At 39.5% G+C, this 14,653-nt stretch carries 19 protein-coding genes; 9 read left to right on the plus strand and 10 right to left on the minus strand.

What is annotated here, in order from left to right:
* Position 1: 1 nt before the first annotated feature.
* The 3 genes from BN2458_RS04205 to BN2458_RS04215 all read left to right on the plus strand — a co-directional run bounded on the left by BN2458_RS04205 (position 2) and on the right by BN2458_RS04215 (position 2,574).
* A complete protein-coding gene (locus BN2458_RS04205; protein WP_173644093.1) occupies positions 2-1,294 on the plus strand; it encodes a homoserine dehydrogenase in 1,293 nt (430 codons plus the stop codon).
* A 248-nt stretch (positions 1,295-1,542) separates the two neighbouring features.
* A complete protein-coding gene (locus tag BN2458_RS04210; protein WP_034343483.1) occupies positions 1,543-2,133 on the plus strand; it encodes an outer membrane beta-barrel protein in 591 nt (196 codons plus the stop codon).
* A gap of 111 nt (positions 2,134-2,244) precedes the next feature.
* Positions 2,245-2,574, plus strand: a complete 330-nt coding sequence (locus tag BN2458_RS04215) for a YraN family protein (protein WP_034327209.1) — start codon at positions 2,245-2,247, stop codon at positions 2,572-2,574.
* Between the two features lie 500 nt (positions 2,575-3,074).
* On the opposite strand, the gene BN2458_RS04220 is transcribed toward BN2458_RS04215, so the two are convergent.
* The 7 genes from BN2458_RS04220 to BN2458_RS04250 all read right to left on the minus strand — a co-directional run bounded on the left by BN2458_RS04220 (position 3,075) and on the right by BN2458_RS04250 (position 7,996).
* Positions 3,075-3,335 carry a S4 domain-containing protein gene (locus BN2458_RS04220; protein WP_034327210.1) on the minus strand — a complete coding sequence of 87 codons (261 nt, stop codon included), beginning with the start codon at positions 3,333-3,335 and terminating at the stop codon, positions 3,075-3,077.
* A complete protein-coding gene (locus BN2458_RS04225; protein WP_231944856.1) occupies positions 3,335-3,838 on the minus strand; it encodes a Sua5 YciO YrdC YwlC family protein in 504 nt (167 codons plus the stop codon). The genes BN2458_RS04220 and BN2458_RS04225 overlap by 1 nt, the downstream gene beginning before the upstream one ends.
* Entirely contained in the window at positions 3,838-5,655 is a 1,818-nt protein-coding gene (locus tag BN2458_RS04230) for a peptidoglycan D,D-transpeptidase FtsI family protein (RefSeq protein WP_034327211.1), read from the minus strand. The genes BN2458_RS04225 and BN2458_RS04230 overlap by 1 nt, the downstream gene beginning before the upstream one ends.
* Positions 5,656-5,663: 8 nt before the next feature.
* Positions 5,664-5,954 carry a flagellar hook-basal body complex protein FliE gene (fliE, locus tag BN2458_RS04235; protein WP_231944875.1) on the minus strand — a complete coding sequence of 97 codons (291 nt, stop codon included), beginning with the start codon at positions 5,952-5,954 and terminating at the stop codon, positions 5,664-5,666.
* Between the two features lie 27 nt (positions 5,955-5,981).
* Positions 5,982-6,473 (minus strand): flagellar basal body rod protein FlgC, encoded by a 492-nt coding sequence (gene flgC, locus BN2458_RS04240; protein ID WP_034343481.1) that lies wholly within the window; start codon positions 6,471-6,473, stop codon positions 5,982-5,984.
* Positions 6,474-6,493: 20 nt separating this feature from the next.
* Complete coding sequence (flgB, locus tag BN2458_RS04245; protein ID WP_034327214.1) at positions 6,494-6,928, minus strand: flagellar basal body rod protein FlgB; 435 nt, start codon at positions 6,926-6,928, stop codon at positions 6,494-6,496.
* A gap of 237 nt (positions 6,929-7,165) precedes the next feature.
* Positions 7,166-7,996: a M23 family metallopeptidase gene (locus BN2458_RS04250; protein WP_034327215.1), complete on the minus strand. Its 831-nt coding sequence runs from the start codon at positions 7,994-7,996 to the stop codon at positions 7,166-7,168.
* A 113-nt stretch (positions 7,997-8,109) separates the two neighbouring features.
* On the opposite strand from BN2458_RS04250, the gene rplU reads away from it, so the two are divergent.
* The 3 genes from rplU to obgE all read left to right on the plus strand — a co-directional run bounded on the left by rplU (position 8,110) and on the right by obgE (position 9,847).
* A complete protein-coding gene (gene rplU, locus BN2458_RS04255) occupies positions 8,110-8,424 on the plus strand; it encodes a 50S ribosomal protein L21 (protein ID WP_034327216.1) in 315 nt (104 codons plus the stop codon).
* A 10-nt stretch (positions 8,425-8,434) separates the two neighbouring features.
* Complete coding sequence (rpmA, locus tag BN2458_RS04260; RefSeq protein ID WP_014666837.1) at positions 8,435-8,692, plus strand: 50S ribosomal protein L27; 258 nt, start codon at positions 8,435-8,437, stop codon at positions 8,690-8,692.
* A 132-nt stretch (positions 8,693-8,824) separates the two neighbouring features.
* A complete protein-coding gene (obgE, locus tag BN2458_RS04265; protein ID WP_058122050.1) occupies positions 8,825-9,847 on the plus strand; it encodes a GTPase ObgE in 1,023 nt (340 codons plus the stop codon).
* 315 nt (positions 9,848-10,162) lie between these two features.
* Here obgE and BN2458_RS04270 read toward each other — a convergent pair whose 3' ends face one another.
* From BN2458_RS04270 to BN2458_RS04280, 3 genes are read right to left on the minus strand one after another with little or no spacing between them, the layout of a single operon-like run.
* Positions 10,163-10,897 (minus strand): amino acid ABC transporter ATP-binding protein, encoded by a 735-nt coding sequence (locus BN2458_RS04270; protein WP_034327218.1) that lies wholly within the window; start codon positions 10,895-10,897, stop codon positions 10,163-10,165.
* Positions 10,884-11,591 carry an amino acid ABC transporter permease gene (locus BN2458_RS04275; RefSeq protein WP_034327219.1) on the minus strand — a complete coding sequence of 236 codons (708 nt, stop codon included), beginning with the start codon at positions 11,589-11,591 and terminating at the stop codon, positions 10,884-10,886. The genes BN2458_RS04270 and BN2458_RS04275 overlap by 14 nt, the downstream gene beginning before the upstream one ends.
* 3 nt (positions 11,592-11,594) lie before the next feature.
* Positions 11,595-12,374 (minus strand): transporter substrate-binding domain-containing protein, encoded by a 780-nt coding sequence (locus BN2458_RS04280; RefSeq protein WP_231944857.1) that lies wholly within the window; start codon positions 12,372-12,374, stop codon positions 11,595-11,597.
* Between the two features lie 175 nt (positions 12,375-12,549).
* Here BN2458_RS04280 and BN2458_RS04285 point away from each other — a divergent pair, with 175 nt between their 5' ends.
* From BN2458_RS04285 to BN2458_RS04295, 3 genes are all read left to right on the plus strand, one after another.
* The gene (locus BN2458_RS04285; RefSeq protein WP_034342832.1) at positions 12,550-13,314 is read left to right on the plus strand and encodes a ribonuclease HII; all 765 of its coding nucleotides are present in this window, start codon (positions 12,550-12,552) and stop codon (positions 13,312-13,314) included.
* Between the two features lie 88 nt (positions 13,315-13,402).
* Positions 13,403-13,966, plus strand: a complete 564-nt coding sequence (locus tag BN2458_RS04290) for a hemerythrin family protein (protein WP_231944858.1) — start codon at positions 13,403-13,405, stop codon at positions 13,964-13,966.
* A gap of 29 nt (positions 13,967-13,995) precedes the next feature.
* A complete protein-coding gene (locus tag BN2458_RS04295) occupies positions 13,996-14,577 on the plus strand; it encodes a hemerythrin family protein (RefSeq protein ID WP_034327222.1) in 582 nt (193 codons plus the stop codon).
* Positions 14,578-14,653 lie beyond the last annotated feature (76 nt).

Consider the following 14,653-nt stretch of genomic DNA (forward strand, 5'->3'; position numbering starts at 1 on the left):
TATTATGTCTAAGCTCATTGTGGGTATGATTGGCTTTGGTGTAGTGGGAAGTAGTGTGCTAAAAACTCTGCTTAATAATCACGCTATCATCAATGCAAGAGCCGGTAAGGAAATCGTGGTGAGGCGCGTTGTTGTGCGCAATGAAGCAAAAGCCCACGCAAAACTTAAAGAGCTAAATGCGACTGAAGTCAAAGTTAGCACAGATATAAATGATATATTGCAAGATAGTGAGATTGAGGTTGTTATCGAACTTATGGGTGGTGTGAATCTCGCCTATGAAATCGCAAAAAAGACACTCCTTGCAAAGAAGGCTTTTATCACCGCAAACAAAGCGATGTTAGCCTATCATCGTTATGATATTGCTCCTCTTGCTAAGGGGCTGCCCGTAGGTTTTGAAGCAAGTGTGTGTGGTGGGATTCCAATTATTCGTGTGCTTAAAGATGGCTTGAGCGCAAATCATATTAATGCCATTGCTGGGATTTTAAATGGCACAAGTAATTATATTCTCACACAAATGCAGCAACACAAGCAGGATTTTCAAACCGCGCTAAAAGATGCACAGAATCTTGGTTATGCAGAAGCTGATCCCACACTTGATATAAGCGGTGGCGATGCGGGGCATAAGCTCCTTATCCTTGCTTCTCTTGCGTATGGAATCCACGCTATGCCCGAGGATATTTTAATTGAGGGGATTGAGGGTGTTACGCCTGATGATATAGAGTTTGCTGATGAGTTTGGCTATGTGATTAAACTGCTGGGTATCGCTAAGAAGCAGGGCAACGAGGTGGAGTTGCGTGTTCATCCTTGTATGATTAAAAAAGAAGCGATGATAAGTAAGGTTGATGGCGTGATGAATGGCATTAGCGTGGTAGGAGATTGCTTGGGCGAGAGTATGTATTATGGCGCAGGGGCTGGAGGGGACGCGACTGCAAGCTCCGTGATAAGTGATATTATCGCGATTGCTCGAGGTGAGAGTGCCGCAATGCTTGGCTTTGAGCGCACATTAGACGATAAGCACATTAGACTTAAGCATAGAGATGAGATTTTTGCGCGTTATTATATACGATTGTATGTGAGCGACAAGCCCGGCGTTTTAGGGCAGGTCTCGCAGATTTTAGGGAAGCATCATATTTCTATTAAAGCATTTTTGCAAAAAGAGACAGATTCTAAAAATGTCGCAAAAATGCTTTTCTCTACACATCATTGCTATGAAAGAGATATTAATAGCGCGTTTGCAGAGCTAGGCGAGATAGAAAATATTGTGCAAAAGCCCTATAAAATGCGCTTGGAATAAAAACTTTACATAGAAACTTATAAACACAATACTTCAAAGATAGCCCAAAGTTAGATTCTAATGAGTTTTTATCATTTGAAAATACACAACTAGCATCATCTCTTTATACACAAAAATTGTTACCTTTTGTGTATAAATGTATATTAATATTCTAAATTTCTTTTACTTTTAAGCAAAAGGAGGGGGGGGGGGGCGGCTACAATCTCGGGAGCGCATTTGACGCAAAATAATAATAAAGGTGGTTCACAATGAAAAAGATTTTGGTAAGTTCTGTTGCAGCTTTAGTCCTTACAAGCTCCGCTTTAATGGCTGAAGAAAGTGGATTGTTTGTAGGTATTGGGACAGGTTATGGGCAAAGTGAAATCAAAACTGATAGCACAAAACAAAAACTTGATGGTGTAAGTTTTGAAACTATTGTTGGATATAAATCATTTTTTACTCCTGCTTTTGGTTTGCGCTATTACATAAACTTTGCTTATGCAAATGCGGAAGTAGAAAATGACTTAAAGCCAAAAATTATAATGAATTATGGGTTAAATATTGATGCACTTTATAATGTGATTGCAAATGCAAATGCAAATTTTGGTGTATTTGTGGGTGTAGGAGCTGGTGCAAATACTTGGGCTGCAAAAAATAATGAAGATTTCAAAGCAAAAACAGGCTTTAGTGCTGCCTTAAATGCCGGCTTAAGAACTCAATTTGGCAAACATCACGGCATAGAGATTGTTGCTCGTGTGCCTTTTGTAGATACGAAATTGGAAAATAATAGGATAACAGGTGAAGAACAAACAGGCTCGCATATCTATAATGTTGGTGCACGTTATATTTTGAGTTTCTAAGTCTTAATTTTTTGAGGACGCTCCTTTTGTTTTTTTGAATCTAGCAAGCCGAGCATATGTTAAAAATATCATATTAGAATCAGCACAAATTCACAAGGCTAAAGGAGCGTTATGAGTAGGGAGAAGGGTACTCGGGCGGAGGAGAGAGCTTGTGTATTTTTGCAAGAGAGAGGTTTTGAGATTATAGAGCGGAATTTTTTTGCACGATATGGCGAGATTGATATTATTGCCAATAAAGATTCTATCTTGCATTTCATAGAAGTCAAAAGTGGCAAGAACTTTGAACCTATTTATAACATTACGCAAAATAAGCTTGAAAAGCTTCAAAAAGCCATAGGGCTGTATCTCTCCACGCATAATATCACAAAAGCCTATTGCCTTGATGCGCTGATTATTAAGGGTGAGGAGATAGAGTTTTTAGAAAATATTACCTTGTGTTAAAAATTAAAATTTATAGAATGGAATCTTTTTGTGCTTTAGTCTCGCCTATTCTTCTAAAAGATTGCATTCATTAGGCTAGTCATTATCATTTTGAGAAATTCCTAGCCTAAGTTCCACGCAAAACTATTTAAAGATAATGAGTTTCAATTCTTAGAATCAAGTTTAAAACTCACAAAATAAAATAACTATTTTTGTGAGAAGCGAATGAAGTCTCTGTTGGGATAGGGCATATCTCTATCCACAATCAATATACAAAGCGCAAATTCCTTGAAGGCAAAGAGGGCACGACCTCATTTAATAAGGGGGAGGAGTAAGATGTAATGGCTGATTTTGCTACATTTTAACCCTCTTTTATAAAGTAAAAACTAAAAGGTTTTTTGCAATAGAGGTTTAAAAAAGCTTACAAAATAGATTTATAAGTTTTAAGTACCCTTGAAAATTAAAGATTCTAAAGTTTTTAGTATTTTTTGAATCTACCTTTACGAAACAAAAACAAGTTTTTATTTCGTAAAAAAGTTTAGAACTTTGAAATACTCGCTGCTTTGTGATTTGGGTATAGTTTTTGTCGTGGGGAGAGCTAAAACTTCGTATTTTTTGCTGTATTCGAGGTAATGTAGCTCTATTACATCACCCACGCGCACTTCCTTGCTCGGCTTGGCAACAACATTATTTACGCTTACCACGCCACTTTCGCACATATCTTGTGCAATTGTGCGCCTTTTGAGGATATTTACACTGCTTAGATATTTGTCGATACGCATTAACGAATCCTTTTGATTTTTTTGTGATTGATTTTATACATTTTTGAGCCTTGATTCTCAATAAATCCCCTCTTATCGCGCACAATCACATCGCATACTTTTTCTGCCCATTGTTGATTAAAACTGCCTTTTGTGGGATTTGCCGAAGTAGAATAAAGTGCGCAAAATGGTGCAAAAAAGCGTGAATGTAGGCTATCATATACTACTCTTATAGCTTTTTTGTTTGGATAAACAAAGGTGCAAAGCGTTGATTTTCTTATACGATTTTTATGTAGAGGCGGGATTCTTACATAGTCTTTTAGTGCCTGCAGTGAAGCTACTTGCATAAGTACATTTTGCGAGGCTGGGCGATTTTTAGCGATGTTTAGAATCTGCATATTTGCACTAAGTAAGCCAATGGTCGTATCGCACTGCGCAAGATATATAAGATTTTTTTGCGACTTGCACACTTTTTTTTCAATCTTTTGAAACATTAAATCCTTGCTATTTTGCACTTTTGCCATTATTGCACTACTTCTTGGGCTTGTGCGGTTTGTGGTTCATCTGCGCTAGATTCTATATTTGGCTCTATGGGCTTTAGATAACCGTCCTCTACAAGAATATTCACAATACGCGCAAAAATAGGTGCAGCGGTGCGTGAGCCATAGTAGTCATCTTTGATGTCAGATTCAAAAGCGACAACACCTATTGTATAGGCATTGTTTTCATCCTGGGCAAAGCCAAAAAACGAACCATTATATTTACTATCATATTTGCCATTACTAGCGATACGCGCGGTGCCAGTTTTCCCACCTGTGATGATGCCCTCAATCTGCGCGATTTTAATCACTTTTTTTACCACTTGGACAAGGGCATTATGAACCTGTTGTGTGGTTTGTGGCGAGAGAATGGCGATAGGCTCAAAACGTTTTGGCATATATTTTTCGCCACTGGGGGCGGTTACATACTCACTCACTCGTGGCGTTACAAGATAGCCGCCATTACTAAAAATCGCATAAGAGCGCATAAGTTGTATGAAAGTCGCCCTCATTCCATAGCCATAGCTTACACTTGCGCGATATACTTCGTTATGAAAGGTTTTTGGGCTAGGTACTAAGCCTGTTTTTTCATATGGCAGGTCAATCCCGCTTGGTTCGCCAAAGCCAAAGGCGTGTAAAGCAATGTGATATTCATTGGGCTTTAGGTCTTTGGAGATTTTTACCATTCCTATGTTGCTAGAACGCACGATAACATCTTCCGCACTCGCGCTTTTGAGCGGGTGTGTGTCGCGTATGGTATAGCTTTTGAGCTTGTAATAGCCATTATCTAGCTCGATGATGTCTTCTGGGCTTATCATACCCTTTTGCAATAAAATCGCATAAATGATAGGCTTAATCGTACTACCGGGCTCATAAGAGTATTCAATAGCATTAAAATTAAGATTAGGATAGTCTTTTTGCTGAATATTTTTTGGGTCGAAGCGATTTGAAGTGGCGAGGCTTAGGATTCTACCCGTTTTAGAATCCATAACTCCAGCGATAATCTCGCGCACCTTGTAACGTTTTTTTGCTTCATCAAGCTCATATTCTATTTTCTTTTGTAGTTTGAGTGGAATGCTAAGCGTAACATCAAGTCCATCTTGTTTGCCCTGTGTCATAGCGGCTTTGTTGGCGATGATATTGAATCCTACATCGCGCTTACCGGTGATGCTGCCATCTTGTTTGGGTGAGAGTATATCATTATAGTATTTCTCCACGCCTTTTACACCATCAACGCGCGTGATGTTTTGGCTCTCTACTTTGCGCGTATAGCCGATAAGCGGCTCGAGGATATTTTTATACACATAATTTCTGTTGTTTCCGCTTACTTGAATGCTTAAACCCATTTTTTGGATAATGCGCCCTCTCTTGTCCTCATACTCTCTAAACACATCGTAGCGGATAAGGATAAGATTCAGATTTTTAAGATTTGTAGCCGCGGTGGAATTAAGCGTGTATGAAAGCACGACATAGCCTTTTTGGTTTAGCTTCTTGCGTATTTCATCTTGTGAGATTCCGCTATATATGGAAAAAAGTGTAATAAAAAGCTCTTTTTTATCTGGGTCAATGCTTTGGGTATTCACACTTGCCTTGTAGAGTTTATCACTATAAGCGACTTCGAATCCATCGCTTGTATAGAGGCTACCTCGTATCGAAGTATCACTACGCGTGGCAGTATTTGTGGGGAGTTTGCGTGGGGTTATCATTTTGACATAAACGATACTAAGAAAAATAATAAAACATAAGAGTATAATGAAAAAAACAGAGATAACAACCCCTGTTTTTTTTGCATAATATGCCACACAACGCCTTAGATTTGGGTTCTTAGAATCTCTTTATAAGCGTTGATAGCTTTATTTCTTACCTCAAGCATCACTTTCATACTATTTTCTGCGCGGTTAATCGCTATTGCCGCTTGGTGCAAGTCTTTTACTTGCCCACTTGCGATGTCTGCAAGAGCCTTTTCTGAAGTTTGTTGCTCAGCATTTACATCTTGGATTGAATTTTTAAGCGCACTAATAAAGTCAAGTCCATTTTGCTTGTCCTTGCCCTGCACACTTTTGCTATCTACACCGATAGGTTGAATGTCATTTGTAATCATATTGAATTGATTAGCCATCTATTTCTCCTATGCTTGAAACATTGTAATTGCGTTAGTCGCCATATTTTTAGCACTCTGGAACGCCGCTACATTTGCTTGGTAAGCTCGTGTAGCTTCTATTAAATCGGCCATTTCGACAACGGGATTAATGTTAGGATAGGCGACATAGCCTTCAGAATTTGCATCTGGGTGGCTTGGGTCGTATTTCATCAATGGTTCCCTGTCATCACGTGCAATTTTATGAACATAAACACTCATTATAGCAGGTTTTGGTTCTTTTCCCAAATCTCCCTCACGTAAAGGGTCTTCATATTTTAGTTGTTGGTTATTTTTTCCCAATTTTTCATTGAGTACTTTATCAAAATCAAATGCTCTAAATACCACCTCTCGCCTACGATATGGTCCGCCCTCATCGGTGCGTGTGGTGTTTGCGTTAGCTATATTTGATGAAATAGTATTTACGCGCACTCTCTGTGCTGAAAGCCCATATCCGCTAATATCAAAACTTGATAAAAACATTTTTGCTCCTTATTTAGAATCTATATATTTCTTCCAGAATCTATGGCATATGTGAAGATTCCCTTGTGTCGCTTTAGCGCGCTTGTCAAGGCTTGATACATTGTGCTATTCTTACCCATTTCACTTGTTTCTACATCTAAATCTACGCTATTGCCATCATTTTTTGCTAAATGCCCATCACGCCAAAACATCGTTGCGCTATCTTGTGGTTTGCGCTTTGTATCAAGGTGCATTTGCGAAGTTTGAGCGAGTGGAAGCTCGTAGCTTCTAGGGGCTGTGTTAAAAATCTTTTGATTTTCTCTTGCGAGATATTGCTCAAAATTAATATCCTTAGGGCGATAAAAGGGCGTATCGGCGTTTGCAAGGTTTGAGGCAATCATATCTTGCCTAATTGAGCGATAATCAAGCGCCTTATAAACGACTGGATAAGCCTTTGAAATATCTGCTATAGCCATTTTTCACCTCTTTTTAAATCTATTTTAGAAACTCGTGTAACGCAGATTTTCAAGCAAAATATATTCCAAAAGAGGCTGCTATGATTCTGTGTGTTTATTGCAATATAAAAATATAGATTGATTTTTAAGGGTTTGATTGTGTGGATTAAAGTGTAAGGGCGGTAGATTCTAAAAACAGAGTTAGAGATTAGCAATTATCCCTCACTTATGAGATTATAATCTATCAAGCCCAAATCTCTAAAAAAGTGTATTGACTTGCTCGATGAAGTCCATTGCATCGACATTTGTGCCATTGATAACGATACCAAAATGCAAATGCGCCCCGCTCACGCGCCCTGTATCGCCACTTTTAGCGATAATATCTCCACGTTTTATGGTATCGCCTTGCTTCACATTAAAATCACTCAAGTGAAAATACACACTCACAAGTCCTTCTCCGTGGTCGATAGCAATCGTTTTGCCCGATAAATATCTATCCTGCACAAGCGCGACCCTGCCGTCATTACTCGCCTTTATATCTGTGCCAATCGCCGCGCGAAAATCTGTGCCTCCGTGGTAGCTTTTAATCGTATTGTTAAACACGCGCGCACTTCCATAAGGGCTTGTAATTACTGAATCTAGGGGTTTTATAAAGGGTTTGTCCCATAGTCGCCCTTTTGTGATTGTGCGATAGACTTTTATCATATCTTCCCTTTCTTTTTCAATGCGCTTTGCCACCTCCTGTGAATAGCTCACTTTATCTTTTGCGACTGTGATTTGTTCTTTTTTGTAAGTCTTTTGTATGATGTTAATTTGTGCAATATTTTCTTTGCCACTTTTGATAAATCTTGTATCCTTTTCATAATAGCCAATAGGTACAAAGGCTACAAAACTGCCTTTTTTGCTAGGGTGGGTAAAAAAATGAAGTGATTTTTTGTTGGAAGTGAGGGATTTGTTGCTATTTGTGATATACATAAAAGCTGTGCCATTATAGGCGGTATAGGGCATTAGAGGTTCTTTTGCATTAAGCACGCTAAGGTTAAAATGAAACATCATCGAAATGACAACAAAATAATACAGAATCCGCATTTTTACTCCTTTTTTGCACGAGATTATAACATTAAAAGCTTAGATTAAAGAATTTTAGGATAGAATCGCCCCTTTGTTTCTACAAAAATACTTCAATTCACAAGGAAATGCAAATGTATGCGATATTTAAGAATGGAGGCAAACAATACAAGGTCATTGAGGGAAGCATCGTGCTTCTTGATAAAATGAGCCTTGAGCCAAAGTCAAAGGTTGAATTGAACGAAGTTTTAGCGATTGTCGATGGAGATAATGTCCGCACAGGCACGCCGCTTGTTGCAGGTGCAAAAATTGAAGCGGAAGTTATCAATGAGGGCAGGGGCAAAAAGGTCGTTACATTCAAAAAGCGTAGAAGGAAAGATAGCAAGACAAAAAGAGGCTTTAGGCGGGACTTTACACGCGTGAAGATTCTAAAGATTGTAGCAAAATAAGGAGTAGATAATGGCACACAAGAAAGGTCAGGGAAGCACCCAAAATAATCGCGATTCAGCAGGACGCCGTTTAGGTGTAAAGAAATTTGGCTCACAATTTGTCCGCGCAGGAAACATTATCGTGCGTCAAAGAGGCACGAAAGTGCATCCGGGTGATAATGTAGGCTTAGGTAAAGATCATACGATTTACGCCCTTATTGATGGAATTGTGAAATTTCAGCAAAAAGATAAGAATCGCAAGAAAGTTTCAGTTATTCCCGCTTCTTAGGGGGATGTGGTGAGATGTTAGAATCTCGCCACTACCAGCGGGTGTGGAGTGTATAGGTAAGCATTTATGAGAATCTTTACATATATACTTGAATACACTCTTGCGTGGCTGTGCGTCCTTTGAGGGGTTGGAATGTTTGTAGATAGTGTAGATATTTTTGTTGCTTCGGGCAAGGGGGGGGCTGGTGCGGTGAGCTTCCGCCGAGAAAAATTTGTCATTCAGGGCGGACCTGATGGTGGCGATGGTGGCGATGGTGGCGATGTGTATGTGGAAGTAGATAACAACACCGATACACTTTCAAAATATCGCGGTGCGCGTCATTATAAAGCAAAAAATGGGCAGCCCGGTCAGGCAAAAAGATGTAATGGCAAGAGGGGTGAGCATATCACGCTTAAAGTCCCGCTCGGGACGCAGATTCTAGACTTTGATACAAAAGAGTTGCTCATAGATATGAATACCTATCCAAAAAATGTGTGTTTGCTTAAAGGTGGCAAAGGAGGGCTGGGCAATGTGCATTTTAAAAATTCTACCAATCAAGCTCCTACCTACGCGCAAAAGGGCTTAAGCGGGGAGGAGAAACATATCCTTTTAGAGCTAAAGCTTATCGCTGATGTGGGGCTTGTGGGATTTCCAAATGTAGGCAAATCTACGCTTATTTCCACACTTTCAAACGCAAAGCCTGAAGTGGCAAATTATGAATTTACCACACTCACACCCCATCTTGGTGCGGTCGATGTTGATGAATTTTCATCTTTTGTGATGGCAGATATTCCGGGTATTATTGAGGGTGCAAGTGAGGGTAAAGGGCTTGGGCTAGAATTTTTAAAACATATTGAGCGCACTAGCTTTTTGCTTTTTGTGCTAGATTCTATGCGTGAGCAGAGCTTCAAAGAGCAGTGGGAGATTCTCAATTTAGAGCTTCAAAAGTTTTCATCTATCTTAGCCCAAAGAGCCTTTGGGATTGTGCTTTCAAAAAGCGATATGCAATATTTGGGGGAGGAGTTTAGATTCAAATTTGAAACACAATCTAAAGAGTTAGAGCAGTTTTTAACCCACAAAGGTAATCCGCAAAAATTTATCTTACCTATTTCAAGTCTTAAAAAAACAGGCTTAAAAGAACTTACTTTTACACTTTTTACTGCTCTTAAAGCATAAATCTTACAAGAGCGATTCATTTTCAAATAATCACTCTTGTAATGTAACAATTTTTTATATAAACATCTACTCCTATATTTTGTTTTAAGCAAAAATGAGAAAATTAAATGTAATGTATTTACTTTTTTGGAGGATTTAAATAATATTCATATTAGGTGCATCACTACTCTGCTTTGAATAGCTTTGTGCTAACAAAAGGGTTGTATCTTTGGAAGTAAATGTGTTTTGGATTCTATTTTAGAATCTTTAGGTATTAAACATTCTCTTTAACGCCCCCCCCCACAGATAAGTTTAAGGGTGCTAAAATGACAGAATCTAAGCCATTATTTTGTTTAGGAAAGCTTGGAGGCGCGGAGTTTTTGGGGATTCAAAAATCTCTGTGGGTGTGCCTTGCTCTGTTATGTGTCCATTTTCCATAAAAATAATGCGACTAGCCACTTCTCTAGCAAAGCGCATTTCGTGCGTTACGCAGACCATACTCATACCCTCACTTGCTAAATCCCTCATCAAATCAAGCACCTCGCCCACCATTTCGGGATCAAGTGCGGAAGTTGGCTCATCAAAAAGCATAATCTCGGGTTTATTCATTAGTGCGCGAGCAATTGCCACCCTCTGTTTTTGCCCACCGCTTAGGCGTGAGGGATAAGAATCTTGTTTATCAAGTAAGCCTATGCGCTTAAGGAGCTCCTGTGCTCGTGTAATAGCCTCATTTTGGCTAAGTAATTTTAAAAATGTGGGCGCAAGGGTGAGATTCTGTAACACATTGAGATTGTTAAATAAATTAAAATGCTGAAACACCATTCCCATTTTTGTTCGCGCCTTATTTATGTCCCAGCTTGAAGTATCTTGCGGGAACAAAATCTTATCATCAAGATAGATTTCCCCACTGCTTGGGACTTCGAGGAGATTTATACATCTTAGTAAAGTTGATTTGCCCGAACCACTCGGTCCTATAATGACGACTTTTTCACCCATTTTGATATGTAGATTAATGTCTGTAAGCACTGGTTTATCATCAAAATACTTGTGTAATTGCTTAATATGTATCACTTGCACGCAACCTTTTTTCGTAGAGTTTGACGAGATAGCTCGCGCATATCACGAGCAAAAGATAGGAGAGGGCGAGGAAAAAATACGGAAACATATATTCGTAGTTTGCCCCGCCTATGCTTTTAAAAGCGTAGGTAAGGTCGTGAACGGTGATGTAGTTTGCTACTGAAGTTTCTTTTAGAAGCGTGATAAACTCATTACAAAGTGCGGGTAAGGCATTTTTGAGTGCTTGAGGAAAGATGATATAGCGCATACTTGCTCGTGCGCTTAGTCCTAAAGCCCTCGCTGCTTCATCTTGCCCCCTATCTACGCTTAGAATCCCACTGCGCACGATTTCGCTCACATATGCACCGCTATTTAAGCCAAAGATTGCTACCGCAACAAGAAGTGCGCTTACGCCCTTTAGCCCAAAAGCGGGGAGAATCACAAAATAGATAAAAAGGAGTTGCACGACAATGGGAGTACCACGAAAGAAACCCACATACGCCTTGAGAAACGCGCACAAGATTTTATGCGGGAGTGGAGGATTCCTATAAGTAATAGCAATCGCCACCAAAGTGCCCACAATCACGCCAATAAAAAGTGCTAAAATAGCGAGAAGCAAGGTCGTGCCAAGCCCCTCCAAAACAAGCTTGTATCCACCATTTGTGATGAGCTGATGAGTGAAAAGAGCGTATTTTTGTGCAAATTCCATTCGTTATTTTCCTGTGTAGTAAGCCTTGATAATATTTTCAAGTGTGCCATCTTGTTTGAGTTCATTTAGAATCTCATTAATAGAATCCCTAAGCTTTGGTTTGTCTTTTGTGATACCAATGGCGTATTTTTCATTGGTGAGTGCGATTTCAATAATTTTCGTTCCGCTATTTGCTTTGACAATCTCGTGTGCAGGCATTTCATCAATAATCACAACATCAATTTGAGCATTTTTCATCGCAATCGCTGCGAGTGCGCCATTTGAAAAGCTTTTTGTGGTGGCATTAGAAAATCCTTCAAACCCCCAATCCGCATCACCTTTAGCGTAAAAAAGCCCTGTTGTGCCTACTTGCACACCGATTCTAAGATTTGGAATCGCCTTAAGCGCACTCACAAGATCTTTTTTTGTGGTAATGTTATCAAAGCGCGTATCATCACTAAGCGTGATAAGCATTTGTGAGGCGTTAAAATAAGTGTTACTGAAGTCAATGACTTTTTCGCGTGTGTCATTTATAGTCAAGCCTGAAAGTGCAATATCTGCGTTGCCTCCGGCAAGTGAAGTAACTACCGAATCAAACTCCATATCCTTAATAACAAGCTTTTTATCAAGTTTTTGAGCAATGACGCGCGCCAAGTCCATATCAATGCCTTTAAATTCCTGTCCCTCGACATACTCAAATGGTGTAAAATTCGCTGCAGTCGCCACGACAAGTTCATCATCTTTACACCCATTGAGCGCAAAGATACCGAATATTGCAAACATCACTGCCACTATGACTCTCAAATAAAACCTTATAAAATATGATACGCGCATATTATCCCTTTAGCCAAAAGTAAAAGCACGTATTCTAATCTTTTTAAACTTAAATTAAAATGGACGTGCGGAGTTTAAGATATAGTGTGCCATATAGTGATAAATCCAAATGTGTTAGAATCTGTAAGGCAAAAAAGGAGCGTAAATGTGGTTGGCAGGGATTGATGAGGCAGGGCGGGGCTGTCTGTGTGGGAGTTTATTTGTCGCTGGTGTGATAGGCAAGGCACATATTATTAAATCTTTTGGTGCAAAGGATAGTAAGAAACTCTCACCTAAGCGGCGTGAGATTCTCTATGAGGCGATGTGTGAGGCGCGAGAAAGGGGCGATTTAGCTTTTTTTGTGGTGGAAATAGATGCAGAGGAAATAGATGCAAATGGTTTAAGTTCCGCTATGAGAAAGGGTATAGAATCTGTGATGAGTGCGATTGGGAATTATGCGCTGGCAGGGCAGATTCTGCAAAAAAGTATCTTTAAGATGGCGCAGGATTCACAGGATTGGCAAGTTTTGCAAGATTCTAAAGAGAGTGTAGATAGAGTAGAACAGGAGAAAGCGCAAGTCAGCGAGAGTAGTCAATGTAATGTGGTACACAATAGCGCAATAGGTGCAAATGAGCTTGTTGTTATAATAGACGGGAATACGACTTTTAAGGCGCAGATTCCGCAATATTTGCTGAATGCAGGGCTAAAAATGCAAACTTTGGTTAAGGCAGATTCGTTATTTGAGGTCGTATCGTGCGCTTCTATCGTGGCAAAGGTGCATAAAGACAGGCAAATGTGTGAAGTAGATAAGATTTATCCCCAATATAAACTTGCTCAAAACAAAGGCTATGGGACTTTGGAGCATAGAAAAAGTATTGTTGAATATGGATATTGCCCTTATCATCGCAAGAGTTTTACATTTTCACTTTGATACACTATGCCTAAAGAATGCTCGGTTTTAACTTTGGTTTAAATTAAAACAATATAGAATCCCAAGAAGTTTTAGCAAGATTTAGAAATTGCAGAGGGGAAGTGGGCTTATGTTGCCAGAGTGGAGTGATAAGTTTAGCGTCCATAATGAGATTATAGACGAGCAGCATCAAAGGCTGTTCGAGTTGGCTCATCGTGCCTACAAGGTAGCGAATAGGCATACTGATAGAGAGCAGATTAGGGGTATAATTGCCGAGTTTTTTGACTATATGAAGACGCACTTTAGAGATGAAGAGCAATATATGCACGCTATTGGTTATTCGCGCTTGGAGGAGCATAAAAAAATACATCGTGCGATTGTAGCTGATATGGCGAGTATGGTAAAAAATGTCCGCTCTACAAATGAAATCAAGGACCAGATTCTTATTATTGCAAAAGATTGGCTTTTGACACATATTTTGCAAGAGGATATGCAAATTGAGAGATTTCGCAAGGCACATACAAAATCAACCGATAAGATATATACTTACATTTGCGCGTGTCCGGGCAGAGAGCATAAGCTTACAGAATCTATGCATATTTTTATTAAAAGTAGTGCGCGAAAAGTGCTATGCAAGGAGTGTCAGCAACCTATTGTGCCTAAAGATACATAAGCACTTCATCTTAACACAAAGGGGCAAGAATGTTACCAGATTGGAGCAATGAATTTAGCGTTCATCACGAGATTATAGACGAGCAGCATCAAAGGCTGTTCGAGTTGGCTCACAAGGCGTATCGTATAGCAAATAGCCAAAGCTCTGCCGAGGAAGTGAAAGGCATTCTTACAGAGTTTTTCAATTATATGAAGACGCACTTTAAAGACGAAGAACAATATATGCATACTATTGGCTACCCGCGCCTCGAAGAACATAGGAAGATTCATCGCACAATCGTGGCTGATATGGCTGGTATGGTAAAACACGTATCCTCGCTTGAAGTGATTAAGGAAATGATTTCTACAATCGCGAAAGATTGGCTTTTGACACATATTTTGCAAGAAGATATGCTGATTGAAAAATATCGCAAAGAGCAGTTAGAGAGTGGGGCGACTTGCGAGGTAAGAGAAGTGAGATACTATTACTATACTTGCGCGTGTCCAGGCAGAGAGCATAAGCTTACAGAATCTATGCACCTCTTTGCTGAACGCTCATCAAATCCTATCACTTGTAAGGAATGTCGCCAACAAATTAAATTTAAAGAAACGCGCGTGATAACCCAGCCCTGATGAGCTACTTTTAGATCGTCATCAAAGATGTGCGGTAGAGCAGATTCTAAACTTAGAATCTGCTTTTTCCTTAGCC

Source organism: Helicobacter typhlonius (assembly GCF_001460635.1).
Lineage (GTDB): Bacteria > Campylobacterota > Campylobacteria > Campylobacterales > Helicobacteraceae > Helicobacter_C > Helicobacter_C typhlonius.

What these genes read in the sequence shown, in the direction of transcription:
- BN2458_RS04210 (WP_034343483.1), top strand. Translation starts at nt 1,543, where the DNA reads ATGAAAAAGATTTTGGTAAGTTCTGTTGCAGCTTTAGTCCTTACAAGC.
- flgC (WP_034343481.1), bottom strand. Translation starts at nt 6,473, where the DNA reads ATGTTTTTATCAAGTTTTGATATTAGCGGATATGGGCTTTCAGCACAG.
- obgE (WP_058122050.1), top strand. Translation starts at nt 8,825, where the DNA reads ATGTTTGTAGATAGTGTAGATATTTTTGTTGCTTCGGGCAAGGGGGGG.
- rpmA (WP_014666837.1), top strand. Translation starts at nt 8,435, where the DNA reads ATGGCACACAAGAAAGGTCAGGGAAGCACCCAAAATAATCGCGATTCA.
- BN2458_RS04275 (WP_034327219.1), bottom strand. Translation starts at nt 11,591, where the DNA reads ATGGAATTTGCACAAAAATACGCTCTTTTCACTCATCAGCTCATCACA.
- BN2458_RS04215 (WP_034327209.1), top strand. Translation starts at nt 2,245, where the DNA reads ATGAGTAGGGAGAAGGGTACTCGGGCGGAGGAGAGAGCTTGTGTATTT.
- fliE (WP_231944875.1), bottom strand. Translation starts at nt 5,954, where the DNA reads ATGATTACAAATGACATTCAACCTATCGGTGTAGATAGCAAAAGTGTG.
- flgB (WP_034327214.1), bottom strand. Translation starts at nt 6,928, where the DNA reads ATGGCTATAGCAGATATTTCAAAGGCTTATCCAGTCGTTTATAAGGCG.
- BN2458_RS04295 (WP_034327222.1), top strand. Translation starts at nt 13,996, where the DNA reads ATGTTACCAGATTGGAGCAATGAATTTAGCGTTCATCACGAGATTATA.
- BN2458_RS04220 (WP_034327210.1), bottom strand. Translation starts at nt 3,335, where the DNA reads ATGCGTATCGACAAATATCTAAGCAGTGTAAATATCCTCAAAAGGCGC.
- rplU (WP_034327216.1), top strand. Translation starts at nt 8,110, where the DNA reads ATGTATGCGATATTTAAGAATGGAGGCAAACAATACAAGGTCATTGAG.
- BN2458_RS04250 (WP_034327215.1), bottom strand. Translation starts at nt 7,996, where the DNA reads ATGCGGATTCTGTATTATTTTGTTGTCATTTCGATGATGTTTCATTTT.
- BN2458_RS04225 (WP_231944856.1), bottom strand. Translation starts at nt 3,838, where the DNA reads ATGGCAAAAGTGCAAAATAGCAAGGATTTAATGTTTCAAAAGATTGAA.
- BN2458_RS04285 (WP_034342832.1), top strand. Translation starts at nt 12,550, where the DNA reads ATGTGGTTGGCAGGGATTGATGAGGCAGGGCGGGGCTGTCTGTGTGGG.